Source organism: Streptomyces sp. NPDC090106 (genome assembly GCF_044747265.1).
In the GTDB taxonomy this organism is placed as follows: Bacteria; Actinomycetota; Actinomycetes; order Streptomycetales; family Streptomycetaceae; genus Streptomyces.
Genome location: NZ_JBIVDS010000005.1, coordinates 475,854 through 500,482 on the forward strand (window position 1 = coordinate 475,854; position 24,629 = coordinate 500,482).

The 24,629-nt window shown below is 71.8% G+C and carries 19 protein-coding genes; 11 read left to right on the forward strand and 8 right to left on the reverse strand.

Translation table 11 applies throughout. The features are described from left to right. Nucleotides 1-21: 21 nt before the first annotated feature. Nucleotides 22-897: a glycerophosphodiester phosphodiesterase gene (locus tag ACIPSE_RS19205; protein ID WP_401664087.1), complete on the reverse strand. Its 876-nt coding sequence runs from the start codon at nucleotides 895-897 to the stop codon at nucleotides 22-24. A 277-nt stretch (nucleotides 898-1,174) separates the two neighbouring features. Here ACIPSE_RS19205 and ACIPSE_RS19210 point away from each other — a divergent pair, with 277 nt between their 5' ends. From ACIPSE_RS19210 to ACIPSE_RS19240, 7 genes are all read left to right on the forward strand, one after another. Continuing rightward, nucleotides 1,175-2,041 carry an MHYT domain-containing protein gene (locus tag ACIPSE_RS19210; RefSeq protein WP_401664090.1) on the forward strand — a complete coding sequence of 289 codons (867 nt, stop codon included), beginning with the start codon at nucleotides 1,175-1,177 and terminating at the stop codon, nucleotides 2,039-2,041. 40 nt (nucleotides 2,042-2,081) lie between these two features. After that, nucleotides 2,082-4,220: an excinuclease ABC subunit UvrB gene (gene uvrB, locus ACIPSE_RS19215; RefSeq protein WP_401664093.1), complete on the forward strand. Its 2,139-nt coding sequence runs from the start codon at nucleotides 2,082-2,084 to the stop codon at nucleotides 4,218-4,220. 143 nt (nucleotides 4,221-4,363) lie between these two features. Next, on the forward strand, nucleotides 4,364-4,942 hold the full coding sequence (locus tag ACIPSE_RS19220; RefSeq protein ID WP_401664095.1) for a TerD family protein: 579 nt from the start codon (nucleotides 4,364-4,366) through the stop codon (nucleotides 4,940-4,942). Nucleotides 4,943-4,992: 50 nt separating this feature from the next. Next, nucleotides 4,993-6,945 (forward strand): TerD family protein, encoded by a 1,953-nt coding sequence (locus ACIPSE_RS19225; RefSeq protein WP_401664098.1) that lies wholly within the window; start codon nucleotides 4,993-4,995, stop codon nucleotides 6,943-6,945. A gap of 246 nt (nucleotides 6,946-7,191) precedes the next feature. Then, complete coding sequence (locus tag ACIPSE_RS19230) at nucleotides 7,192-8,193, forward strand: TerC family protein (RefSeq protein WP_401664100.1); 1,002 nt, start codon at nucleotides 7,192-7,194, stop codon at nucleotides 8,191-8,193. 128 nt (nucleotides 8,194-8,321) lie between these two features. Beyond that, nucleotides 8,322-8,633: a hypothetical protein gene (locus tag ACIPSE_RS19235; RefSeq protein WP_401664102.1), complete on the forward strand. Its 312-nt coding sequence runs from the start codon at nucleotides 8,322-8,324 to the stop codon at nucleotides 8,631-8,633. 67 nt (nucleotides 8,634-8,700) lie between these two features. Beyond that, nucleotides 8,701-9,801 carry a calcium:proton antiporter gene (locus ACIPSE_RS19240; protein ID WP_401664104.1) on the forward strand — a complete coding sequence of 367 codons (1,101 nt, stop codon included), beginning with the start codon at nucleotides 8,701-8,703 and terminating at the stop codon, nucleotides 9,799-9,801. On the opposite strand, the gene ACIPSE_RS19245 is transcribed toward ACIPSE_RS19240, so the two are convergent. Next, nucleotides 9,791-11,065: an MFS transporter gene (locus ACIPSE_RS19245; RefSeq protein ID WP_401664107.1), complete on the reverse strand. Its 1,275-nt coding sequence runs from the start codon at nucleotides 11,063-11,065 to the stop codon at nucleotides 9,791-9,793. The genes ACIPSE_RS19240 and ACIPSE_RS19245 overlap by 11 nt on opposite strands. A gap of 194 nt (nucleotides 11,066-11,259) precedes the next feature. On the opposite strand from ACIPSE_RS19245, the gene aroQ reads away from it, so the two are divergent. Beyond that, nucleotides 11,260-11,733 (forward strand): type II 3-dehydroquinate dehydratase, encoded by a 474-nt coding sequence (aroQ, locus tag ACIPSE_RS19250; protein ID WP_401664109.1) that lies wholly within the window; start codon nucleotides 11,260-11,262, stop codon nucleotides 11,731-11,733. A gap of 251 nt (nucleotides 11,734-11,984) precedes the next feature. Here the strand turns inward: aroQ and ACIPSE_RS19255 are convergent, their stop codons facing one another. Together ACIPSE_RS19255 and ACIPSE_RS19260 are read right to left on the reverse strand one after the other, a co-directional pair. Next, nucleotides 11,985-12,641 (reverse strand): MBL fold metallo-hydrolase, encoded by a 657-nt coding sequence (locus tag ACIPSE_RS19255; protein ID WP_401664112.1) that lies wholly within the window; start codon nucleotides 12,639-12,641, stop codon nucleotides 11,985-11,987. 10 nt (nucleotides 12,642-12,651) lie between these two features. After that, on the reverse strand, nucleotides 12,652-13,338 hold the full coding sequence (locus ACIPSE_RS19260; protein WP_401664115.1) for a maleylpyruvate isomerase family mycothiol-dependent enzyme: 687 nt from the start codon (nucleotides 13,336-13,338) through the stop codon (nucleotides 12,652-12,654). Nucleotides 13,339-13,563: 225 nt separating this feature from the next. On the opposite strand from ACIPSE_RS19260, the gene uvrA reads away from it, so the two are divergent. Continuing rightward, nucleotides 13,564-16,626: an excinuclease ABC subunit UvrA gene (gene uvrA / locus ACIPSE_RS19265; protein ID WP_401664117.1), complete on the forward strand. Its 3,063-nt coding sequence runs from the start codon at nucleotides 13,564-13,566 to the stop codon at nucleotides 16,624-16,626. A gap of 76 nt (nucleotides 16,627-16,702) precedes the next feature. Here the strand turns inward: uvrA and ACIPSE_RS19270 are convergent, their stop codons facing one another. The 4 genes from ACIPSE_RS19270 to ACIPSE_RS19285 all read right to left on the reverse strand — a co-directional run bounded on the left by ACIPSE_RS19270 (nucleotide 16,703) and on the right by ACIPSE_RS19285 (nucleotide 20,602). Next, a complete protein-coding gene (locus tag ACIPSE_RS19270; protein ID WP_401664120.1) occupies nucleotides 16,703-17,641 on the reverse strand; it encodes a carbohydrate kinase in 939 nt (312 codons plus the stop codon). Further along, a complete protein-coding gene (locus tag ACIPSE_RS19275) occupies nucleotides 17,638-18,714 on the reverse strand; it encodes a LacI family DNA-binding transcriptional regulator (RefSeq protein WP_401664123.1) in 1,077 nt (358 codons plus the stop codon). The genes ACIPSE_RS19270 and ACIPSE_RS19275 overlap by 4 nt, the downstream gene beginning before the upstream one ends. A 334-nt stretch (nucleotides 18,715-19,048) precedes the next feature. Continuing rightward, complete coding sequence (locus ACIPSE_RS19280; RefSeq protein WP_401664125.1) at nucleotides 19,049-20,005, reverse strand: hypothetical protein; 957 nt, start codon at nucleotides 20,003-20,005, stop codon at nucleotides 19,049-19,051. A 222-nt stretch (nucleotides 20,006-20,227) separates the two neighbouring features. Continuing rightward, complete coding sequence (locus ACIPSE_RS19285; protein ID WP_401664128.1) at nucleotides 20,228-20,602, reverse strand: response regulator transcription factor; 375 nt, start codon at nucleotides 20,600-20,602, stop codon at nucleotides 20,228-20,230. Nucleotides 20,603-20,937: 335 nt separating this feature from the next. On the opposite strand from ACIPSE_RS19285, the gene ACIPSE_RS19290 reads away from it, so the two are divergent. Together ACIPSE_RS19290 and ACIPSE_RS19295 are read left to right on the forward strand one after the other, a co-directional pair. Further along, entirely contained in the window at nucleotides 20,938-23,628 is a 2,691-nt protein-coding gene (locus ACIPSE_RS19290) for a PAS domain S-box protein (RefSeq protein ID WP_401664131.1), read from the forward strand. A 302-nt stretch (nucleotides 23,629-23,930) separates the two neighbouring features. Beyond that, the gene (locus ACIPSE_RS19295; protein WP_401664133.1) at nucleotides 23,931-24,605 is read left to right on the forward strand and encodes a response regulator; all 675 of its coding nucleotides are present in this window, start codon (nucleotides 23,931-23,933) and stop codon (nucleotides 24,603-24,605) included. The last annotated feature ends 24 nt before the right edge of the window (nucleotides 24,606-24,629 follow it).

Consider the following 24,629-nt stretch of genomic DNA (forward strand, 5'->3'; position numbering starts at 1 on the left):
TCCGCCACTGACAACGCCCGCTCAGCGTCCCTGGACGGCCTTGAGGACGACGTCGGGGGTGTTGGTGATGATCCCGTCGACTCCGGCTTCGGTGACCCGGCGGGCGCTGTCCGCGTCGTTCACGGTCCAGGAGAAGACCTCCAGCGGCTTGCCGTGCGGCCCCGTGAAGGAGTGGACGGCGGCCACGTACCCGGTGGAGACGGTGGTCCGTGAGGGGTTGATCTGGTCCGTGAAGCGCGCGTAGCCGGACACGTCCGAGACACCCGGTGTGCCGAGCAGCCCGGTCCGCACCCCGGGCTTGAGCTCGTGGACGGTCCGCACGGTGTCCACGCTGAAGCTCTGCACGATCAGCCGGTCGGCGAGATGCGGCCGGTCGAGCCAGCCCTCGTTGGCGAGCGTCTTCAGGATCTGACCCTCGATGCCCGGATACAGCTCCGGGTTCTTGATCTCCAGCAGGAGCTTCTGGCCGTTGCGCTCGACCCGCTCCACATACTGCTCCAGCGTCGGCACGCGCGCGCCCGCGTACGCGGGCCCGAACCAGCTGCCCGCGTCGAGCCGCGCGATCTCGGCCGCCGTGAAGTCCCTCACCTTCCAGGGCTTGCGTCCGGGGAAGACCTCCTCGGCGTCGGTGGTGCGCCGCAGGCTGTCGTCGTGGACGACCACCAGAGCGCCGTCCCTGGTCCGCTGGACGTCGTTCTCGACCCAGCGGGCGCCCAGCTCGTGGGCCCTGTCCACGGCGGCCAGGGTGTTCTCGGGCGCGTACGCGGAGGCGCCCCGGTGGGCGATGACGAGCGGCGGGTCGCCGTCCCCGACCGCCCGGACGTCCGGTGCGGGCAGCAGCAGGGCGGCGGGGATCAGGAGTGCGGTGGTCGTGGCGGCAAGTGCGCGCGAGGGCATGCGGCCTCCTTGCGTCGAGCATCACGTACAGCTCCACTGTGACAGCAGAGGGTCAATGGCAGGGGAGTGCAGAATGGCCACAGAACGAACGAGGTCGCCCAACCCCGCTCACTGGTGCCGCACAACTGCGACAAGGGCGTGTTTCTTTGCCGGAAAATCGTTCGACCATTCCGGTGGGAGTCATACTCTCTGCCTCAACCCTGACCGCCCGCGCGGTCCTGGGAGGGGGCGCTTTTCAGCACATTCCGGGACGCAAGAGGGCGGAAGGTAGCCGCGCATGCAAGGCACGGTCGACGGATTCAGCTACGGACTCGTCACACCGCTGGTGGCCTACCTCATGGCCTGCCTGGGCGGGGCCCTCGGCCTGCGCTGCACCACCAGAGCCATGCTCGTGTCGAACTCCTGGCGGCCCGGCTGGCTGGCCCTCGGTTCCGCGGCCATCGGCTCCGGCATATGGACCATGCACTTCGTCGCCATGATGGGCTTCACCGTCGCGGGCGCGCCGATCCACTACGACAAGCCCACGACCTTCGCGAGCCTCGGCGTCGCCATCGTCATGGTGGGCGTCGGGATCTTCATCGTCGGCTACCGGGGCGCCCGCGGAACCGCCCTGTTCACCGGCGGCACCATCACCGGCCTCGGCGTCGCCTCGATGCACTACCTGGGCATGGCCGGCATGCGGCTCAACGGAGCGCTGGAGTACAACACCTTCACCGTCGCCGCCTCCGTCGTCATAGCGATGGTCGCCGCCACCGCCGCCCTGTGGGCCGCGGGCCAGGTCAGGGGCCTGATGTGGAGCGTGGGCGCGAGCCTGGTCATGGGGCTCGCCGTCAGCGGCATGCACTACACCGGCATGGCCGCCCTCAGCGTCCACCTGCACAACGGCTCCGGCCCCACCGGCGGCGACTCGGCCGCCGAACTGCTCGCGCCGATGCTCGTGGGCCCGCTCGCCTTCCTGCTGATCGCGGGCGTCGTCGTGATGTTCGACCCGCTGATGGTCATGGGCAAGCCCGAATGGTCCACCCTGGAGAACAAGCCGGGCGTCCCGGCCCACGAGACCGTCTCCCACTCCGGGCGCCGCCCCGCGCTGCGCCCCCGCCGGGGAACCGGCCACCGGGGCTCACGCACCCCGCAGAACCGCTGATCAGCACGCGTTGTCAGTGCGGGGTCGTACGGTGGACCCCATGCGGCCCGTTTCCCAGATCGAACGCTCGGTGGCGCCCTTCGAGGTCGTCAGCTCCTACCAGCCCAGCGGCGACCAGCCGGCGGCCATCGCCGACCTGGCACGGCGCATCGAGGCCGGCGAGAAGGACGTCGTCCTCCTCGGCGCGACCGGCACCGGCAAGTCCGCCACCACCGCGTGGATGATCGAGAAGCTCCAGCGGCCCACCCTCGTGATGGCCCCGAACAAGACCCTGGCCGCCCAGCTGGCCAACGAGTTCCGCGAGCTGCTCCCGAACAACGCGGTCGAATACTTCGTCTCGTACTACGACTACTACCAGCCCGAGGCCTACGTCCCTCAGTCGGACACCTACATCGAGAAGGACTCCTCGATCAACGAGGAGGTCGAGCGGCTGCGCCACTCCGCCACCAACTCGCTGCTCACCCGCCGAGACGTCGTCGTGGTCGCCTCCGTGTCCTGCATCTACGGCCTCGGCACCCCCCAGGAGTACGTGGACCGGATGGTCCCCCTGAAGGTCGGCGAGGAGTTCGACCGCGACCAGCTGCTGCGCCGCTTCGTCGACATCCAGTACACGCGCAACGACACGGCCTTCACCCGCGGCACCTTCCGGGTGCGCGGCGACACCATCGAGATCTTCCCGGTCTACGAGGAGCTCGCCGTCCGCATCGAGATGTTCGGCGACGAGATCGAGGCCCTGTCCACCCTCCACCCCCTCACCGGCGAGATCATCAGCGACGACCAGCAGCTGTACGTCTTCCCGGCCTCCCACTACGTCGCCGGCCCCGAGCGCCTGGAGCGCGCCGCCAACGACATCGAGAAGGAGCTGGGCGAGCGCCTCACCGAGCTGGAGAAGCAGGGCAAGCTCCTGGAGGCCCAGCGCCTGCGGATGCGCACGACGTACGACCTGGAGATGCTCCGCCAGATCGGCTCCTGCTCCGGCGTCGAGAACTACTCGATGCACTTCGACGGCCGCGAGCCCGGCTCCCCGCCCAACACCCTGCTCGACTACTTCCCCGACGACTTCCTGCTCGTCATCGACGAGTCGCATGTCACGGTGCCGCAGATCGGCGCCATGTACGAGGGCGACGCCTCCCGCAAGCGCACCCTCGTCGACCACGGCTTCCGGTTGCCCTCCGCGCTCGACAACCGCCCGCTGAAGTGGGAGGAGTTCCAGGAGCGCGTCGGACAGGCCGTCTACCTGTCCGCGACCCCCGGCGCCTACGAGCTCTCGCGCGGCGACGGCGTGGTCGAGCAGATCATCCGCCCCACCGGTCTCATCGACCCGGAGGTCGTCGTCAAGCCGACCGAGGGCCAGATCGACGACCTGGTGCACGAGATCCGCACCCGCACCGAGAAGGACGAGCGCGTCCTGGTCACCACGCTCACCAAGAAGATGGCCGAGGACCTCACCGACTACTTCCTGGAACTCGGCATCCAGGTGCGCTATCTGCACAGCGACGTCGACACCCTGCGCCGCGTCGAACTGCTGCGGGAACTGCGCTCCGGCGAGTTCGACGTCCTGGTCGGCATCAACCTCCTGCGCGAGGGCCTCGACCTGCCCGAGGTCTCCCTGGTGGCGATCCTCGACGCCGACAAGGAGGGCTTCCTGCGCTCCGGCACCTCGCTGATCCAGACGATCGGCCGCGCGGCGCGCAACGTCTCCGGACAGGTCCACATGTACGCCGACAAGATCACGCCGGCCATGGAGAAGGCCATCGACGAGACCAACCGGCGCCGCGAGAAGCAGGTCGCGTACAACAAGGCGCACGGCATCGACCCGCAGCCGCTCCGCAAGAAGATCAACGACATCGTGGCGCAGATCGCCCGCGAGGGCGTGGACACCGAGCAACTGCTCGGCAGCGGTTACCGCAAGCAGAAGGACGGCAAGGCCGCCAAGGCCCCCGTGCCCTCGCTCGGCGGCAAGGCGGCCACCGGGGCCAAGGGAGCCAAGGGCAAGGCCAAGGAGACCGTGCCGACCGACCGTCCCGCGGCCGAACTCACCGAGCAGATCGAGCAGATGACCGAGCGGATGCGTGCCGCCGCCGCGGACCTCCAGTTCGAGATCGCCGCCCGACTGCGCGACGAGGTCTCCGAGATGAAGAAGGAACTGCGTCAGATGCGGGAGGCGGGCCTGGCCTGAGCCCGCCCCGTCCCACGCTCTGTGTTGCAAGACCGACACAAAGTGCGGACCTGGGTAGCGGCATTGTCAGTGCCCTTGCATAGGGTTCTGGTCAACCGCGCACTTCGCGGCAACAGGGGACAGTTCGAGAGGGGAATCAGCGCGTGACCGTCAACATGACCAAGGGTCAGGCCATCAGTCTGCAGAAGAACGACGGCGGCAGCCTGACTTCGGTGCGCATGGGTCTTGGCTGGCAGGCGGCCCCCCGGCGTGGCCTGTTCGGCTCGCGTACCCGGGAGATCGACCTGGACGCCTCGGCCGTCCTGTTCGCCGACAAGCAGCCCGTGGACGTCGTCTTCTTCCGCCACCTGGTGAGCGACGACGGCTCGGTGCGGCACACCGGCGACAACCTGGTGGGCGGTGCCGGCCAGGGCGGCGACGACGAGTCGATCCTCGTCGACCTCGCCCGCGTCCCGGTCCACATCGACCAGATCGTCTTCACCGTGAACTCCTTCACGGGCCAGACGTTCCAGGAGGTGCAGAACGCGTTCTGCCGCCTGGTCGACGAGACCAACGGCCAGGAGCTGGCCCGCTACACGCTGGCGGGCGGCGGCGCCTACACCGCCCAGATCATGGCCAAGGTGCACCGCACCGGCTCCTCCTGGACGATGACGGCCCTCGGCACGCCCGCCAACGGCCGTACGTTCCAGGACCTGATGCCGGCGATCCTGCCGCACCTGTAGGACACCGGCGAGCGGCACACGACACCGAAGCGACACAGGGGGACGAAGGCATGACGGCCGAGCTGGTGCGGGGGCAGAACCACCCGCTCTCCCAGGCCCGCCTGGAGATCCGGGTCTCGGCCGGCAAGCCGGTCGTGGCCGGCGCGACGCTCGGCGACGAGCACGGCAAGGTCCACGGCGTGGAGTGGGTGGCCCATCCGGGCGCGCCCACCCTGCCGGGCCTGGAGGTCTCACGGCAGGCCGCCGCCGATCACCGGCTGGCGGTCGACCTGGACGCCGTGCCGGAGGCCGTGCACCGGATCAGTGTGCTGCTCGCCCTGCCCACCGGAGTGGGCGGTCCCGTCCGCTTCGGCGGGCTGGCCGCCCCGTTCCTCGCCGTCACCGGCCTCGACGGCGCCGAGATCGCGTCCTACACGATCACCGGCCTGGAGACCGAGTCGGCCGTGGTCGCCCTGGAGCTCTACCGCCGACCGGGCGCCTGGAAGGTCCGCGCGATAGGCCAGGGCTACGCGGGCGGCCTCGTCGAACTCCTCACCGACCAGGGCCTGTCCGAGGCGAACTGCCTCGCCACCGGCATCAACGACGCGGTGGCCCAGGGCATGGCCCGCTCCGTCCCCGCGCCGCACGCCGCGACCGGCTCGTACGGAACCCAGACCCCCGACACCCCGGGCCGGCCCACCACGCCCTACGGCACCCAGGGCACCCCGGCTCCCGTCGCACCGCAGGGCGCGCAGGAGCCCGACCCCGGCACCGTCGGCGAGCCCGCCGCGGCCACGCCGGCCGTCGGCGGCCCCATCAACTACAGCCACCCGGGCCGCCAGACCGCGGCCCCGCCGCCGCCCCCGCCCACCGCGCCGCCGGCGCAGCCCGGGCAGCCCGCCCAGCCCGTCGCGGGGGACGCCACCGGCTGGTCCATGGACGAGCGGCTCTACAACCAGGTGTGGGGCATGTTCGAGGATCTCGCCCGCACCACGGCCGCGTACCGCAGCGCCGTCGACTTCGCCGACTCCCGCATGGAGAAGGAGCTCGACCAGGTCCTGTCCGACCCGCGCAGCCGGATCGGCGGCCAGGGCGACGCGGCGCGCGACGCGGCCCAGGCCAAGCACGCGCAGCTCGTCGACCAGGCGCGGGCCGCGCTCGACCGGGACCTCGCGCAGCTCACCGCCGAGTCCGACGTCGTCGAGCCCGCGCTGCCGCCCGCCTACGCCCGCTGGGACAACCCCGTGTGGCACGGCTACCGGGTGCCGATGGAGATCCCCATGGCCGTGCGCCTGGGCGACCTGCATCTGCCCGAGGCCGCGCTGCTGCGCATCCCGATGCTGGTCAGGCTGCCGCTGGAGCGGGGCCTGTGGATCGACGCGGGCCGGGCCGACTCGCTCGACGGCTCCTACGTCGACTCCCACGAGGTCAAGCGGCTGGCGATGGAGACCGCGGTGGCGCACGCCGCCCGGCTGCTCGCCGTCTATCCGGCGGGCGAGTTCACCGTCCACGTCCTCGACCCGGCCGGCACCGGGACGCAGGCGCTGGCCCCGCTCGTGCACACCGGTGTCCTCGCGGAGCCGCCCGCGGTCGGAGCGGCCGGGGTGTCCCAGGTGCTGGGGCGGCTCACCCAGCGCGTCGACCTGGTGCAGATGGCCGTGCGCGGCGGTGCCCCCGACGCGCTCCCGCCCGGCTTCGACACCTCCGAGCAGCTCCTGATCGTCAACGACTTCCCGCACGGCTTCGACGACCGGGCCGTGACCCAGCTGCGCTACCTCGCCGACGAGGGCCCGCGGGTCGGGGTCCATCTGATGATGGTCGCGGACCGCGAGGAGGCGTCCGCGTACGGGCCGCTGCTCGACCCGCTGTGGCGTTCACTGCTGCGACTCACGCCGGTGCCGGACGACCACCTCGCCGACCCGTGGGTGGGGCATGCCTGGACGTACGAGCCCTCGCTCGCCCCGGCGGGCAGCCAGGTGCTCCGGCAGGTCCTCGCACAGGTGGCCAAGGCCCGCACCAAGTAGACGTAAAGTCGCCTGACCAGGCGCTTTGACCTTTCTTTTGCCAATCGCTTTACCTTTCCTTGGTGATTGGGGTACCTTCTTTCTCACGGAGGGGAGTACTCCCTGTCGACTGCGGCGTTCCCGTCAATACGGATCATGGCCTGACGAATCGGGCCCGGTCCCGGGGCGTCGGCCCACCTTGGGTGGAAGAGACCTCCGGCAGCGATGCGCTGACATTTGCCACCGTTACGTACTGCCGGAGGCGCAGTGGATGTTTCCCTGACCCTGTGGGTCCTGACGATCGTGGGCCTCGCCGCCCTCATCGCGGTCGACTTCTTCATCGGCCGCAAGCCGCACGACGTGTCCATCAAGGAAGCCGGGATCTGGACGGTCGTCTGGATCGCCCTTGCCTGTCTCTTCGGGTTCGGCCTGCTGATCTTCGGCGGCGGCCAGCCCGCCGGTGAGTTCTTCGCGGGCTTCATCACCGAGAAGTCGCTGAGCGTCGACAACCTCTTCGTCTTCGTCCTGATCATGGCCAAGTTCGCGGTGCCCTCGCAGTACCAGCAGCGGGTGCTCCTCGTCGGCGTGCTCATCGCCCTGGTGCTGCGGGCGATCTTCATCGCAGCCGGTGCCGCGATCCTCGCCAGCTTCGCCTGGGTGTTCTACCTCTTCGGCGCCTTCCTGATCTGGACCGCCTGGAAGCTCATCCAGGAGGCCCGGGCCGACCAGGAGGACGAGGAGTTCGAGGAGAACAAGCTCCTCAAGGCCGCCGAGCGCCGCTTCGGCGTGGCCGACCGCTACCACGGCACCAAGCTCTGGATCGAGCAGAACGGCAAGCGGGTCATGACCCCGATGCTCGTCGTGATGCTCGCGATCGGCACCACCGACGTCCTGTTCGCCCTGGACTCGATCCCCGCGATCTTCGGTCTGACCCAGGACCCGTACATCGTGTTCACGGCCAACGCGTTCGCCCTGATGGGTCTGCGTCAGCTGTACTTCCTGATCGGCGGCCTGCTCAGGAAGCTGGTCCACCTCAGCTACGGCCTGTCGATCATCCTCGGCTTCATCGGCATCAAGCTGGTGCTGCACGCGTTGCACGAGTCCGGGGTCCATGTCCCCGAGATCAGCATCCCGGTCTCCCTCGGCGTGATCTGCTCCGTCCTGATCGTCACCACGATCACCAGCCTGAGGGCGTCCCGGAAGCAGGCGGCGGCCGAGGCGGCGCAGTCCGGGAGCGAGAGCGCTCCGAAGGACAGCATCGAGGCCTGACCACGCACGACGTAGGAACAACCAGCACCGGGAGCTTCGCGCGATGAATTGCCGAGCGAAGCTCCCGGTGCTTCTTTGGGTGCGGAACGCTCCCGCTCCGGGAGAGGCACGGCCGGGTGGAGGAACCCGTGGACGCACCGACCAAGTTCGTACAGATCGTCGACTTCGAGACCGACCGCATCGAGGAGATGCGCGAGCTGGCCGACGAGACCGACAAGCGCACGGCGGGCCGCAGCGGCGGCCCCACGCGCCGCCTCATCCTCAAGGACAGGAACCGGCCGAACCGCTACCTCGCGGTGATCGAGTTCGACTCCTACGAGGAAGCCATGGCCAACAACAACGACCCCGAGACGACCAGGTTCGCCGAGGGGATGGCCGCACTCTGTACCAGGCCACCGACCTTCACCGACTGCGACCTCGAAAGGATGAACGAGCTCTGATGACAGGCGCCAGGCCCCGCGAGCACGCCGGAATGCGGGGCCTGGAGCCCTCTGCGAGGATCGCGTCATGATCGCTCGGCTCAGGTCGCTGACCACTCGGTGGACCACCCTCGTGCCGGCCCTGGCGGTCGTCCTCCTCGCCCTCACCTGGGGCCGGGACCTGCCCGGTGTGCTCGTCGCCCTGGTGACGCTGGTCCTGGCGGGAGCCGTCCTGGCCGCCGTGCACCACGCCGAGGTGGTCGCGCACCGGGTCGGCGAACCCTTCGGCTCCCTCGTCCTCGCGGTCGCCGTCACCATCATCGAGGTCGCGCTGATCGTCACCCTGATGGCCGACGGCGGCGACAAGGGATCGACGCTCGCCCGCGACACGGTCTTCGCCGCCGTCATGATCACCTGCAACGGCATCGTCGGCATCTGCCTCCTCGTCGCCTCCCTGCGCCACGGCACCGCCGTCTTCAACCCCGAGGGCACCGGCGCGGCCCTGGCGACCGTCGCCACCCTGGCCACGCTCAGCCTGGTCCTGCCGACGTTCACCACCAGCAAGCCGGGCCCCGAGTTCTCCAGCGTCCAGCTCACCTTCGCCGCCGTGTCCTCGCTGATCCTGTACGGCCTGTTCGTCACCACCCAGACCGTGCGGCACCGCGACTACTTCCTGCCGATCACCCGCCAGGGCGAGGTGATCACCATGGACGACCACGCGGAGGCCCCGTCCGCCCGGATCGCCTGGACCAGCCTCGGCCTGCTCGGGCTCGCGCTGATCGGCGTCGTGGGCCTGGCGAAGGGCGTCTCGCCGACCATCGAGTCCGGAGTGGAGGCCGCGGGTCTGCACCACGCGGTCGTCGGTGTGATCATCGCGCTGCTGGTGCTGCTGCCCGAGACCATCGCCGCCCTGCGCTCCGCCCGCCGCGACCGCGTCCAGACCAGCCTCAACCTCGCGCTCGGCTCCGCCATGGCCAGCATCGGCCTGACCATCCCCGCGGTCGCCCTCGCCTCCATCTGGCTCTCCGGCCCGCTCGTCCTCGGCCTCAGCTCCACCCACATGGTGCTGCTCGCCCTGACCGTCGTCGTCAGCTCCCTGACGGTCGTGCCGGGCCGGGCGACCCCGCTCCAGGGCGGCGTGCACCTGGTGCTCTTCGCGGCCTACCTGGAACTCGCGATCAACCCGTGACCGGCTCCGCCGCGACCGCCGGCACCGGCCGCGTCTCCGGCAGCAGCGCGAAGCAGCCGAGGCTCAGCAGCGCGATCCCCGTCAGATACGCCCCCACGCCCCAGGGCACCCGGCCGGCGCTCTGCTCGGCCAGCGCGGTCGCCACGATCGGCGTCAGCGCGCCGCCGAGGACCCCGCCGAGGTTGTAGCCGACCGCGGCGCCCGTGCAGCGCACCCGGGGCTCGTACAGCTCCGGCAGATAGGCGGCGATCACAGCGAACATCGTGATGAACGCGAGCAGCGCCCCGAGGAAGCCGAGGAACATCAGCAGCGGCGCACCCGTCGACAGCAGCGCCACCATGGGGAACATCCACAGCGCGGCGGCCCCGCACCCGGCCAGACACAGCGGCCTGCGCCCGTACCGGTCGCCGAGCAGCGCCATCACCGGCGTGAGCGCGCCCTTCACCACGACCGCCGCCATGATGCAGGCCAGCATCACCGTACGGCTCACCCCCAGCCGCTCCGTCGCGTACGCGAGGGACCAGGTCGTCACGGCGTAGAAGATCGCGTAGCCGACCGCGAGCGCCCCCGCGGTGAGCAGGACCAGCCGCCAGTGGTCGCGGACGACCTCGGCGAGCGGCACGCGCGCGTGGTCGTCGAGCGCGAGGAACTGAGGGCTCTCGGTGAGCGACGAGCGCAGCCAGAGCCCGGCCACGGCCAGCACTCCGGCCGCCCAGAACGGCACGCGCCACCCCCAGGAGGCGAACTGCGCCTCGGTCAGCGTCGCCGCTAGGGCCAGCATCACGCCGTTGGCGAGCAGGAAGCCCACCGCGGGCCCGATCTGCGGGAAGCTCGCCCACAGGGCGCGCCGCTCGGGCGGCGCGTGCTCCGCGGTGAGCAGCACGGCCCCGCCCCACTCGCCGCCCAGCCCCAGCCCTTGGAGGAACCGCAGGGCGAGCAGCAGCAGGGGAGCGGCCACCCCGATCGAGTCGTACGCCGGTACGCAGCCGACGGCGACGGTCGCGCCGCCGGTCAGCAGCAGCGACAGCACGAGTACCGGACGCCGTCCCCGCCGGTCCCCGATGTGCCCGAACAGCACCGATCCCAGCGGCCGGGCGACGAACCCCACAGCGAAGGTCCCGAAGGCGGCCAGGGTGCCCGCCAGCGGCGAGAAGGTCGGGAAGAACAGGGGGCCCAGGACCAGCGCCGCGGCCGTCCCGTAGACGAAGAAGTCGTAGAACTCGATGGCCGTCCCCGCGAGCGAGGCGGCGGCGAGCCGCGGCATGGAGGGCGTGCTTACGCTGCGTACGTCGTGCATGCCGCGTCAACTACCCACGGTGACCGCTGGTTACGGGGGCGCGCGGTGGTGCCGACGGGTGCTGCCGTACGCCGGTCGGGACCCCCGTGGCGCACCGTGATAGACCGGGTCGGAGCAGCGGTCTCGAACGGATCGCCATCCCCTGACGGACCGGAGGAACCGTGCCCCGCACCCTGGCCAACGCCCCGATCATGATCCTCAACGGACCCAATCTGAACCTGCTCGGCCAGCGCCAGCCGGAGATCTACGGCTCCGACACCCTCGCCGACGTCGAGGCCCTGTGCGCCAAGACCGCCGCCGCGCACGGTGGGACGGTCGACTTCCGGCAGTCCAACCACGAGGGCGAACTGGTCGACTGGATCCACGAGGCGAGGCTGAACCACTGCGGGATCGTCATCAACCCCGGCGCCTACTCCCACACCTCGGTCGCGATCCTGGACGCGCTCAACACCTGCGACGGACTGCCCGTGCTGGAGGTCCACATCTCCAACATCCACCAGCGGGAGTCCTTCCGGCACCACTCGTACGTCTCCCTGCGCGCGAACGGTGTCATCGCGGGGTGCGGTGTGCAGGGGTACGCGTTCGGCGTGGAGCGGGTCGCGGCGCTCGCGGGGACGGGGCAGGCCGCCACGTGAGCGCCGCGACCCGGGCGCCGCGCCGGGGCCGCCGGCCGAGGGCGGGGTTCGGAAGGACCGGCGGCCCGTACCGCGCCGGAGCCGTCATCCCGCGCGGGGCTGCCACCAGTTGACCTCGCGACCACGCGCGCGGGGAGCGTGCGCGTGACACGGGCGTGAGTGAAGCGTTCACACGGGGCGCGCGTGGTGACGCCGTGCGCCGGGCGCCCGCTCCGTCTCACCGCCCGCACCGGTGCGCTCCGCGCCCCCGTTCACCACCCGCGCGCGTGCCACTCCGGCAGATGCGGGCGCTCGGCGCCGAGGGTCGTGTCGTTGCCGTGGCCCGGGTAGACCCAGGTCTCGTCGGGCAGCGGGGCGAAGATCTTCGTCTCGACGTCGCTGATCAGCCGGGCGAACGCCTCGGGATCCTTGCGGGTGTTGCCCACGCCCCCGGGGAACAGGCAGTCGCCGGTGAAGACGTGCGGGTGGCCGTGCGGGTCGTCGTAGACCAGGGCGATGGAGCCCGGGGTGTGCCCGGCCAGGTGGCGCGCGGTCAGCTCGACGCGGCCGACGTGCAGGGTGTCGCCGTCGTCGACCAGGACGTCGGTCGGCACCGGGATGCCGGAGGCGTCCTCGCGCCCCGCGTACGTGCGCGCGCCGGTGGCCTCCACGACACGGGCGAGCGCCTGCCAGTGGTCGCCGTGCTGGTGCGTGGTGACGACGGACGCGATGCCGTCGTCGCCGATCATGCCGATCAGGGTCTCCGCGTCGTTGGCCGCGTCGATCAGCAACTGCTCGTCGGTGGCCCGGCAGCGCAGCAGATAGGCGTTGTTGTCCATCGGGCCGACCGCGATCTTGGTGATCATCAGGTCCTTGAGCTCGTGCACGTCCGCCGCGCCGCCGACCGTCACCTGTCCGCTGTACGTCATGGCCGTCAGCCTATAGCGGCGGCAGCGCCGGGAGCGGGCCCCCCTCGACCGTCAGCCGTGCCCCGTCCCGGCGTCCCGCGAGCCACCCCAGCAGATCGGCCGGACCGCCCGTCACCGTCACCTCGGGGGCGTCGCCCTCCCGTCCGGTGCTCCACGCGCGCGTGCCGTCGGCGAGGCAGGTCGGAGGGACGTCGGGGCGGCCCGTGAAACGGTCGGCGAGGAAGGTGGTCTCGCGCTCCGTGAACTCCGCGGGCAGGTCCTCCAGCTCGTAGCCGATCCCGAGGTCCACGTGGTGCAGCTCCACCTCGGCCCAGCGCCTGAACGGCACCTGGGACGCCAGGTCGGTGACCCCGTTGCGCAGCTCCACGGTGCGCGACCAGTCCGCCGGCGCCGCCCCGGCGTCCTGGAAGCGGGCGGCGCTGTCGCGGAGGTCAGCGAGCTGCTCGTCCAGTGGGCGCGGGGCGTCCCGCTCGATGTCGGCGTCGCGGGCCTCGCCGCTCGGATACATGGGGCGTCCGCCGAGGACGTTCACCAGGGCGTCCGCGTTGCGGGCCAGGTGGGCGAGGACATGGCCGCGGGTCCACCCGGGAAGCCGTGACGGCTCGGCCACCGACGCGTTGTCCACTTTGGCGGCTGCGGTGAGCAGCCGTTCGGTCGCCTCACGTACAGACGCCAGGTCATGCGCGTGATCAGTCATGGTGCCGACCCTAGCCCCGCCACACCTTTGGGTGAAGGTGGTGAAGCGGTGCCATAAATCGAATGCACGTGCTATATCGTCGGACGCGGCGTCGGGCATGCTGGATGACCGGGATTTGTTCTCCCCATCCGGGAATCCGTCCGGCGTTGTCAGTGGCTCCCCCTAGTCTGAACAAGCACGGGGGCCTCGCCCCTGTCACCACTCTCAAGAAAGGTGCGGACCGGCGTGGCCGACCGTCTCATCGTCCGTGGCGCGCGCGAGCACAACCTGAAGAACGTCTCGCTCGACCTGCCACGCGACTCGCTCATCGTCTTCACGGGCCTGTCCGGGTCGGGCAAGTCCTCCCTGGCCTTCGACACGATCTTCGCCGAGGGCCAGCGCCGCTACGTGGAGTCGCTCTCCTCGTACGCCCGCCAGTTCCTCGGTCAGATGGACAAGCCGGACGTCGACTTCATCGAGGGTCTCTCCCCGGCGGTCTCCATCGACCAGAAGTCGACCTCCCGCAACCCGCGCTCGACGGTCGGCACCATCACCGAGGTCTACGACTACCTGCGGCTGCTCTTCGCCCGCATCGGCAAGCCGCACTGCCCCGAGTGCGGTCGGCCCATCTCGCGCCAGTCGCCGCAGGCCATCGTCGACAAGGTCCTGGAGCTGCCCGAGGGCAGCCGCTTCCAGGTCCTGTCGCCGCTCGTGCGCGAGCGCAAGGGCGAGTTCGTCGACCTCTTCGCGGACCTTCAGACCAAGGGCTACTCCCGCGCGCGCGTGGACGGCGAGACCGTCCAGCTCTCCGAGCCGCCCACGCTGAAGAAGCAGGAGAAGCACACCATCGAGGTGGTCGTCGACCGCCTCACGGTGAAGGACTCCGCCAAGCGCCGCCTCACCGACTCCGTGGAGACCGCCCTCGGGCTGTCCGGCGGCATGGTCGTCCTCGACTTCGTCGACCTGCCCGCCGACGACCCCGAGCGCGAGCGCATGTACTCGGAGCACCTGTACTGCGCCTACGACGACCTGTCCTTCGAGGAGCTGGAGCCGCGCTCCTTCTCGTTCAACTCGCCCTTCGGCGCCTGCCCCGAGTGCTCCGGCATCGGCACGCGTATGGAGGTCGACGCGGAGCTGATCGTCCCGGACGAGGACAAGTCCCTCGACGAGGGCGCCATCCACCCCTGGTCGCACGGGCACACCAAGGACTACTTCGGCCGCCTGATCAACGCCCTGGCCGACGCTCTCGGCTTCCGCACGGACATCCCCTTCGCGGGCCTGCCGCAGCGCGCCAGGAAGGCCCTGCTGTACGGGCACAAGACGCAGATCGAGGTGCGGTACCGCAACCGGTACGGCCGCGAGCGCGTGTACACCACGCCGTTCGAGGGCGCCGTCCCCTTCGTCAAGCGCCGCCACAGCGAGGCCGAGTCCGACGCCAGCCGGGAGCGCTTCGAGGGCTACATGCGCGAGGTGCCCTGCCCCACCTGTGAGGGCACGCGTCTGAAGCCGATCGTCCTCGCGGTCACCGTCATGGGGAAGTCGATCGCCGAGGTCTCCGCCATGTCCATCAGCGACTGCGCGGACTTCCTGGGCGAGCTGAAGCTCGACGCCCGCGACAAGAAGATCGCCGAGCGCGTGCTGAAGGAGGTCAACGAGCGGCTCAAGTTCCTCGTCGACGTCGGCCTCGACTACCTCTCCCTGAACCGCGCGGCGGGCACCCTCTCCGGCGGTGAGGCCCAGCGCATCCGGCTGGCCACCCAGATCGGCTCCGGTCTCGTCGGTGTCCTGTACGTCCTCGACGAGCCGTCGATCGGTCTGCACCAGCGCGACAACCACCGGCTGATCGAGACCCTGGTCCGGCTGCGCGACATGGGCAACACGCTCATCGTCGTCGAGCACGACGAGGACACCATCAAGGTCGCCGACTGGGTCGTCGACATCGGCCCCGGCGCCGGTGAGCACGGCGGCAAGGTGGTGCACAGCGGCGACCTGAAGGGGCTGCTCGCCAACGACGAGTCGCAGACCGGCCAGTACCTGTCGGGCAAGAAGTCCATCCCGCTGCCGGACATCCGCCGCCCCCAGGACCCGTCCCGCCGGCTCACGGTGCACGGCGCCCGCGAGAACAACCTCCAGGACATCGACGTCTCGTTCCCGCTCGGTGTGTTCACCGCGGTCACCGGCGTCTCCGGGTCCGGCAAGTCGACCCTGGTCAACGACATCCTCTACACGCACCTGGCGCGCGAGCTGAACGGCGCCCGCAGCGTTCCCGGACGCCACACGCGCGTGGACGGCGACGACCTCGTCGACAAGGTCGTCCATGTCGACCAGTCGCCCATCGGCCGCACCCCGCGGTCCAACCCGGCGACGTACACCGGTGTCTTCGACCATGTCCGCAAGCTGTTCGCGGAGACCACCGAGGCGAAGGTCCGCGGCTATCTGCCCGGCCGCTTCTCCTTCAACGTCAAGGGCGGTCGCTGCGAGAACTGCGCGGGCGACGGCACCATCAAGATCGAGATGAACTTCCTCCCGGACGTCTACGTCCCGTGCGAGGTCTGCCACGGAGCCCGCTACAACCGGGAGACCCTGGAGGTCCACTACAAGGGCAAGTCCATCGCCGAGGTCCTGAACATGCCGATCGAGGAGGCCACGTCCTTCTTCGAGGCCGTCCCCGCGATCGCCCGCCACCTCAACACGCTCAAGGACGTCGGTCTCGGCTACGTCCGTCTCGGCCAGTCCGCGACGACGCTCTCCGGCGGTGAGGCGCAGCGCGTCAAGCTCGCCAGCGAGCTCCAGAAGCGCTCCACCGGCCGTACGGTCTACGTCCTGGACGAGCCGACCACCGGTCTGCACTTCGAGGACATCAGCAAGCTGCTGAAGGTCCTGTCGGGCCTGGTCGACAAGGGCAACACGGTCATCGTCATCGAGCACAACCTCGACGTGATCAAGACCGCGGACTGGGTCGTCGACATGGGTCCCGAGGGCGGCGCGGGCGGCGGTCTCGTCGTCGCCGAGGGCACGCCCGAGGAGGTCGCGGGCGTCCCGGCCAGCCACACCGGCAAGTTCCTGCGGGAGGTCCTCGGCGCGGACCGCATCAGCGACGCGAGCGAGGTGAAGGCCCCGCGCGGGACGACGGCCCGGTCCACGGCCAAGAAGACGGCGGCCAAGAAGACCGCCACGGCCAAGACCGCCACGGCCAAGACCGCCACGGCGAAGACGGCCGCGAAGAAGGCGACCACCGCCAAGACCGCGACCGCCGCGGTGAAGAAGGCGGCTCCCGCCAAGAAGACGACGAGGGCCCGCAAGGCCTGAGCCGGCGGACGGACAAAGGCCGGTGCCCCGTGGGAACCTCCCCACGGGGCACCGGTCGTCCACAGGGCCACGAACGTCAGAAGCCCCCCAGCTCGGCCGCGTACGGCGGTTCCGCCCCCGCCCGTGAACAGGTGACTGCCGCCGCCCGGGCCGCGAAGCGCAGCAGCCGCTCCCAGTCGTCCCGGCCCAGTGCCGCGAGCCCGTCTGAGGACAGGGCGTCCAGCCCGTGCAGCCCGGACAGTCCGTGCAGCCCGGACAGTCCGTGCAGCAGTGCCGCGTTGACGGTGTCACCGGCGCCGATCGTGTCCACGACGGCGACCTTCTCGCCCGGCACCGCGTACTCGCCCCCGTCCCGGGTGAAGACGGTCAGCCCGTCGCCGCCCCGGGTGATCACGACGGCGGCCGGTCCCGCGGCCAGCCACTCGCGCGGGGTGCCGCCCAGCCACCGGGCGTCCTCCTCGGAGAGCTTGAGCAGCGACACCGACGGCAGCCAGTTCTTGAACCGGGCCCGGTAGGCGTCCGCGTCCGGGATCAGCCCCGCCCGGATGTTGGGGTCGAGCGCGGTGAACACACCCTGGGCCGCGGCGTCCCGCATCAGCTCCTCGTAGGCGCTCGCCCCGGGCTCCAGGACGAGGGAGCAGGTTCCGAAGGACACCGCGCGCGTACCGGCCGGCAGCGTGGGCGGCACCGCGAAGAGACGGTCGGCGGTGCCCTCGACGTAGAAGGAGTAGGCGGCCGAGCCGTCGCCGTCGATCGTGGCGACCGCCAGCGTGGTCGGCTCCGGGCCCCGCTGCACGGCCGACACGTCCACGGACGCCTCCCGCAGCCCGTCGAGCAGCGCCTCACCGAAGGCGTCCGAGGAGACGCGCGAGCAGAAGGCGGTGGGGGAGCCGAGACGGCCGAGCGCGACGGCCGTGTTGTACGGGCCCCCGCCGCGCGCCGGCGTGAGCCCCGCGAGGGCTCCCGTGTCCTGTGGTACCAGGTCGATGAGGGCCTCACCGGCGACGACGATCACGAGACGGGTCCTTTCGTGGAGTGCGGGGACCGGCCCGCGGGCTGCTGGGAGCCGGCGGACGGCCGAGGTTCCTCGGGGCAGCCGCACGAGCCGCGGTGGACGAACGTGCAGGGCAGCCGCAGGGTCCGCGCGGGCCGATCGGGGGTGTCCAGGCGTTCCAGCAGGACCCGCACTGCCTGGACGCCGATCTCCCGGCCCGGCTGGGCGACCGCGGTGAGCCGGGGCGAGAAGAGGTCGGCCCAGGGGAAGTCGTCGAAGCAGCACAGCGCCAGGTCGCCCGGCACCGACAGCCCCCGGTCGCGGAGCGTCCTGAGCGCGCCCAGCGTCATCGCGTTGTTGGCGGTCACCAGGGCCGTGGGCGGCGCGTCGAGCGACAGCAGGGCGGCGGTCGCGCGCTCCGCCCCGGCCGACGCGGACTCCCCATGGGCGACGAGCCGCTCGTCGTAGGGCAGTCCCGCCGCGGCGAGGCCGTCGCGGTACCCGGCGACGCGCTCGCTGCTGGTGCTGAGCCCGGGCAGGCCCGCGACCAGGCCGATGCGCCGGTGGCCGAGCCCGGCGAGATGGGTGACCAGACCGGCCGTCGGCCCGGCGCTCTCGGCGCACACCTGGTCGATGTCCCGCGGGCCGTCCACCAGGCGGTCCAGGAAGACCGCCGGCACCCGGTGCCGTTCCAGGTAGCCGAGCAGCGCGGACGGCTGCGCCGAGGGGGCGACGATCAGGCCGTCCACGCGGCGCTCGTGCAGCAGCTGGACGACCTCGCGTTCATGGACGGGGTCGTCGTGCGGGTCGGCCAGGAGGAGGCCGTAGCCGTGGCGCAGGGCCTCGGCCTCCACGCCCTGGAGGATCTCCGTGAAGTAGGGGTTGCCGATCGCCGACACCGCGAGCCCGATCGAGCGGGTGCGGGAGGTCACCAGCGAGCGGGCGAGGGCGTTCGGTGTGTAGCCCAGCTCGTCCATCGCGTCGAGGACGGCCTGCCGGGTGTGGGGCAGGACGGGACGGGTGCCGTTGAGGACGTGCGAGACGGTCGCCACGGAGACGCCCGCGCTGCGGGCCACGTCGGCCATGGTCGCCATGGGCGCTCCCTCCCCGAACGGTCCGGCGACGGCCGGCGGCGGTGAACGGTCGTCTGCCGGGAAGGTAGCCCATCCGGCGGTGCGCGTAAACGCTTGCGCAAGCGTTTACGCGCACCGCCGGGCAGCGGTCGCGGTGCGCGTCGGACCGGCCTTGTGCCCTGCCGCCCCTCGACGCGGACGGTCCGTCGGACCTTGCTCCCGGGTGGGCGGGCCGTCGGACCTGTTCCCGGGTGGGCGGGCCGTCGGGCCTGTTCCCGGGTGGGTGGCCCGTCGAACCTGTTCCCGGGCGGACGGTCCGTCGGGCCTGCTCCCGGATGGGCGGTCCGGGCGGCCCCTACTCCCAGTCCCAGCCGATCCCCACGATCCCGCTCCGCACGCGCGGCTCCACGATGTGGACCGAGCGGTGCGGGCCGGTGAGGGGAAGCTCCTGGCGGCTGCTGCGCGGGGCCGCCGCCGAGTGCTGGGTGAACCGGTGGCAGCGCGTCGGCAGCGCGCTCTCGTCGAACCGCACCTGGAGCGCGTACTGGCCGCCCGCCGGACCGAAGCCGCGCACATACTCGCGCGAGACGCCGGCCGTGCCGTCGTCGACGCCGTAGCGGAAGAGGTAGGTGTCACCGGCCCGCAGCCGGGTGCCGAAGAGGAGTTCGGCGACGAGCACGCCGGTGTCGTGGTGCAGCCGCACGCGTCCCACGCGGCAGTTCTCCAGGGCGTGCACCTGCATGCGCTCCGGCGCGCACCCCGGGTCGCCGTGGTGCACGGCCACGAAGCGGTCCACGCCTTCCTTGTGGGCGCGCACGATGTGGTGCGACTCACGGCCGAGCAGTTCGCGCCGGGTGCCGATCCGGACCCGCTCGTGGTGCCCGAGGGTGTGCAGTCCGCTGTCCGGTGCCGCGTCCAGGTCGGTCAGCAGACGCTGCAGGACGCCCGAGGCCTCGACGAGCGAGCGGTAGGAGCGGGCGGCGGGGCGCTGGCCGGACGCGCCTTCCTCGGCCTCGGCGAGCAGCCGTATCAGGGACTCCTCCGGCAGCTGGAGTATCTCCTCCAGCGCCCGCACCGCGCGCAGCGACTCGGGGCGCTGAGGGCGCCGCGCACCCTGCTGCCAGTAACTCAGGCTCGTGACACCGACCTTGACCCCGTGACGGGACAGGTGGTGCTGCACACGCTGGAGCGGCAGTCCCCGGGCGGCGATCGCGGCCCGCAGGGCGACGTGGAAGGGGCCGCCGCGCAGGGCCGTGTCCAGTTCCGCGACGGCGACGGCCGTGTCGTCCGCGTGCTGTGTGGCGTGCGGCATGCAGGGGCCTTTCTGTGGGTGTTCACGACGGCTGGTCAGACCGTCGGCGAGGGTCACCCGGGGCCACCCCCGACGGTGTGGAGGAGTCTTCACATCCGTACGCAGTCGTTCACGGACCCGAGTTCCCCCGCATTGAAGCGTGTTGACCTAGTCCCGACAACACCCGCAGTCCCCGGGCGGCCCGCTGTCGGCCGAGACGCGACGGGTGCGGCCGTCCCGTGTTCACGTCGTGGTGACCGGCCCGCCGTCGCCGAGCACGTCCCGGATCGCCCGGGCGGAGAGGGCCGACTTGGGCACGAACCCGCGCGCGGGGCTCGCGGCGACGAGTTCCTCGAAGTCGTCCGGGGAGTGCGTGGAGATCAGGATGATGACCGACGGCACGCGGACGGCCAGCTCGACCACGAGGTCGAAGCCGTTCTCGCCGCCCAGGTCGACGTCCACCAGCACGAGGTCCGGGACCAGTTCGGCAGCCAGGGCGAGAGCCTCCGGGCCTGTCAGGGCGACGCCGACGACGGGGATCCCGTCGCGTTCGAGCAAGCTGCGCGCGGCCTCCAGGAACCGGATGCTGTCATCGACCAGAAGACAGCGCATGGACATGCAGACAGGGTCCCAACCGATGGTTGATTGCGCTTTCCAGTTACCTGCAAAGAGTCGACGCGCGTTGCTTACGGGCAGCAGGAATGTGCTGAAGTCCTGTGCCGAATCGGGCAGTTGCCGCTCACCCAGCGCGGGCGGAAGGTGACGCGCGGTAGCATGTGGACTGCCCTGGGGAGCCGCGGACGTCCGGTCGAGTGGGGGTGCGCGATGAGGGCATGGCTCAGGGAAACCGGCACCGGCCGCAGCCGTCGTGCCCCGTGCCCCCGGTGCCCCGGCCGTCGTTCGCCGTCGCCGGCCGCCGCCCCTCTCCCCGCACCGGGCGCCGAGGTCCTGCCGTGCGCCGCCTGAGCGTGGGCCGCAAGCTGACCCTCCTCGTGCTGCTGCCGGTGACCTGCCTGCTGACGTTCATCGCGTTCGGCGCGGTCGCCCGCTGGGAGGAGGCCGGCCGGCTGCGCGCGTTCCGCACGGCGACGGAGGTGGCCTTCTCCGTGACGGAGGTCTCCGACGCCGTCGCACAGGAGCGGACCGCCGCCGTGGAGGCACGGCTGCGGCCCGGCACGCGCACGCGTGCCGAGCGCGAGGAGGCCGAGCGCGCCACCCGGCAGGCCCTGGCCGGCGCCGAGCACCGTGCCGCCTCCTGGACCGGCACGGACGTCACCGGCGGCCTCCGCGCGGTGAGCCGCCGACTGCGTGCGCTGCGGGCCCTGACGGAGAGCGGCGCACTGACCGCGCCCGCGACGGCACAGCGGTACTCGACGAGCACGCGGTCTCTCCTCGACGCCGTCGCCCGGCTCGAATCCGGGCGCCCCACCCGGGAGTCGGGCCGGGCCGCCGACGCCCACCTCGCCCTGCTGCGGGCCGTCGAGGCCGCCGAACGCGAACGCGTCGAACTCGCCGTCCTGCTCGACGAGGGGCCCGGCCCGCTCCCCGCCTCCGCCCGCCGCTGGTCCGCGCTGGAGGACGCCGAGCTGGACACCTTCCGCCGGAACACCACCACCGCACTCGGCGACGCGCTCCACGGCATCCGGTCACGGGCACCCGGCCGCGCCGTGAGCCAGGTCCGCGCCCTGCTCGACGCCGCCGACCCGAGCACCCTGACGTGGCCCTCGTACGACACCTGGCTCGCCGTCTCCGGGGCCCGCGTCGACTCCCTGCGCGACCTCCAGGACCGGGCCGCCCGGCGGCTGGCCGACGTCGCCGCGGACGACGCGCGCGGCGCGCGGAGCCGCGCGGTGCGCGACCTCACGCTCTCCCTCACCGTCCTGACGGCCTTCACCGCACTCGCCCTGGCCGTGCGCCGCTCCGTCGTCCGGCCCCTCGGCGAGGTCGCGGTCGCCGCGCGGGCCGTGTCGCGCGGCGACCTGGCGTACGACATCCGGCACAGGGGGCGCGACGAGCTCGGGGACGTCGCCGGCGCCTTCAGGGAGCTGCGGGGGACCGCCGAGCGGCTGGCGGGGGAGCTACGGGCCATGACGGCGGCGATCGACGCCGACCGGCCCGACCACCGCGCGGACGTCACCGCCTACGCCGGGACCTGGGCCCGGCTCGCCGACGGCGTGAACGGCGCCATGACGTCCTTCGCCGCGGCCCAGGGGCGGCGCAGGAAGGACGAACGCGACCTGGAGGGCATCTTCAACCTCTCCCTCGACCTGCTCTGCATCTGCGGACTCGACGGCTACTTCAAGCGGGTCAACCCCGCCTTCGAACGCACCCTCGGACATCCCGCCGAGACGCTGCTGGCCCGGCCGTACCTGGAGTTCGTGCACGAGGCCGACCGGGACGCCACCCGCACCGCCCTGGACCGGCTCGCCCGAGGGGAGGCGCTGGCCGGGTTCGAGAACCGGTTCGTGCGGGAGGACGGCACCGAACGGTGGCTCCAGTGGAGCGCCCGGCCCGTCCCGGAGGTGGGCCTTTTCTACGCCGCCGCCCGTGACGTCACCGAGAGCCGCAGGACCACCCGGGAACAGGCGGCGCTGCGCCGCGTCGCCACGCTCGTGGCCCGGGGTGCCCCCGCGGCCGAGGTGTTCCAGCGGGTGGCGACCGAGGTCGGTGACCTGCTGGGCACCCGGGCGGCCGTCCTGCGGCACGACCCCGACGGCGGCGACACCCTCCTCGGCACCTCCCGGGGCCTTCCCGAGGCGGTCGAGTGGGCCACCCGCGAGGCCCGCCGGGGCGCCGGCCGCAAGGCGGTCGAGGAGGTCGCCAGGACCGGGCGCGCGGCCCACGTCGGCCACGCCGTGGCGGTGCCCGTCGTCGTCGAGGACCGGCTGTGGGCCATCGTCGTCGCGACGTCCGTGCTGGAGGAGCTGCCCGCCGGGACCGAGTCGCGGCTGGCCGACTTCACCGAACTCGCCGCCACCGCCATCGCCAACACCGACAGCCGCGCCCAGCTGACCGCGTCACGCGCGCGCGTGGTGGCCGCCTCGGACGCCTCACGGCGCCGGATCGAGCGCGATCTGCACGACGGGGTGCAGCAGCGGCTCGTCGCCCTCCAGCTCGAACTGAAGCTGGCCGAGTCCCTGCTCACGGATCCGCCCCGGGAACTCGCCGAGCAGATCGCGCACATCGGCGAGGGGCTCGGCGACGCCTTCCAGGACCTGCTGGAGGTGGCCCGCGGCATCCACCCGGCGATCCTCTCCAGGGGCGGCCTGGGCCCGGCCCTGCGCTCCCTGGCCCGCCGCAGCGCCGTCCCGGTCGAACTCGACCTGGAGCTGCCCGGCGGGCGGCTGCCCGAGCGGCTGGAGGTGGCCGCGTACTACGTCGTCTCCGAGTGCCTCAACAACGCCGCCAAGCACGCGCACGCGCACGTGGTCGAGGTCGGCGCCCGGATCCGGGACGGCCGGCTGGAGATGGTCATCGCCGACGACGGGGTCGGCGGCGCCGACACGGGCCGCGGCTCCGGGCTGATCGGGCTGATCGACCGCGTCGAGGCGAGCGGCGGCAGACTCGACATCAGCAGCCCGCCCGGCGCGGGCACCACCCTGCGCGCGGTGCTGCCCCTGGACGTCCCGCACCCCTACGCGTGACCGCCCGGGGCGCACGCCGGGGGAGCCGTCCGGGCGGGGGGACCTCGGACTTCGGTGACGTTCGCGTGCGTACCGGGCGGTCGTGTCGGACGCAGAGGCCGGCGTCCGCTTCCTGGGGCGGCACGGGCCGCCGTCGCGTGCTCATCCGCGGCGCACCGCCGATCGCACTGGTACGAGAATCGTCCACGTCTGCTCGTCTGTCGTCAGGGCAGGCACCCAAACCCGGTTCCCGCTAGCCGTAATCCCGCCCTTCCGGCAGGCTGTTGGGCGCAGCATCGGCCGGGCAACGGGGAGCCGGGACCATGGACGACGCACCACAGCAGCAGCGGCGGGGACGGGTCGTCCTCGCCGACGACGACGTCCTGCTCCGGGAGGGCCTGGCGAGCCTGTGCGAACGGGCCGGGTACGAGGTGGCCGGCCAGGCCGGGGACGCGGTACGGCTCCTGGAACTCGTCGACAGGACCCGCCCCGACCTGGCGATCGTCGACATACGGATGCCGCCCGACCACTCCACCGAGGGACTCAAGGCGGCCCGGGCGATCCGGCGGCGCGATCCGGCGATCGGGATCCTCGTCCTGTCGGCGTTCGTCGAGGTCGAGGACGCGCTGGAGCTCCTGGCCAGCGGCCGGGGCATCGGCTATCTGCTCAAGAGCCGGGTCACGGTCGTCGACGAGTTCACCGAGGCCCTGGAACGCGTCGGCCGGGGCGGCTCGGTCGTGGACCCCTCGCTGGTCCACGAGCTGTTCACGGCCCAGCGTCGCGACGACCCCCTGTCCCACCTCAGCGCCCGTGAACTGGAGGTCCTCGCCCTGATGGCCGAGGGCCGCTCCAACGCCGGCATAGGCCGCCGCCTGTGGGTCACCGAGGGCACCGTCGAGAAACACGTCCGCAGCATCCTCGGCAAACTCCACCTCGCCGAGGACACGGACGCCCACCGCCGGGTCCTGGCGGTCCTCACCTTCCTGGAGTCGCGCTAGGGGTGATGCACAGGCGGCTCCGGG

Excerpts from the sequence above, each read along its gene's own strand:
- ACIPSE_RS19205 (WP_401664087.1), bottom strand. The coding sequence starts at position 897 with ATGCCCTCGCGCGCACTTGCCGCCACGACCACCGCACTCCTGATCCCC.
- ACIPSE_RS19210 (WP_401664090.1), top strand. The coding sequence starts at position 1,175 with ATGCAAGGCACGGTCGACGGATTCAGCTACGGACTCGTCACACCGCTG.
- uvrB (WP_401664093.1), top strand. The coding sequence starts at position 2,082 with ATGCGGCCCGTTTCCCAGATCGAACGCTCGGTGGCGCCCTTCGAGGTC.
- ACIPSE_RS19225 (WP_401664098.1), top strand. The coding sequence starts at position 4,993 with ATGACGGCCGAGCTGGTGCGGGGGCAGAACCACCCGCTCTCCCAGGCC.
- ACIPSE_RS19240 (WP_401664104.1), top strand. The coding sequence starts at position 8,701 with ATGATCGCTCGGCTCAGGTCGCTGACCACTCGGTGGACCACCCTCGTG.
- ACIPSE_RS19245 (WP_401664107.1), bottom strand. The coding sequence starts at position 11,065 with ATGCCGCGGCTCGCCGCCGCCTCGCTCGCGGGGACGGCCATCGAGTTC.
- ACIPSE_RS19255 (WP_401664112.1), bottom strand. The coding sequence starts at position 12,641 with ATGACGTACAGCGGACAGGTGACGGTCGGCGGCGCGGCGGACGTGCAC.
- ACIPSE_RS19260 (WP_401664115.1), bottom strand. The coding sequence starts at position 13,338 with ATGACTGATCACGCGCATGACCTGGCGTCTGTACGTGAGGCGACCGAA.
- ACIPSE_RS19275 (WP_401664123.1), bottom strand. The coding sequence starts at position 18,714 with ATGGCGACCATGGCCGACGTGGCCCGCAGCGCGGGCGTCTCCGTGGCG.
- ACIPSE_RS19280 (WP_401664125.1), bottom strand. The coding sequence starts at position 20,005 with ATGCCGCACGCCACACAGCACGCGGACGACACGGCCGTCGCCGTCGCG.
- ACIPSE_RS19285 (WP_401664128.1), bottom strand. The coding sequence starts at position 20,602 with ATGTCCATGCGCTGTCTTCTGGTCGATGACAGCATCCGGTTCCTGGAG.
- ACIPSE_RS19295 (WP_401664133.1), top strand. The coding sequence starts at position 23,931 with ATGGACGACGCACCACAGCAGCAGCGGCGGGGACGGGTCGTCCTCGCC.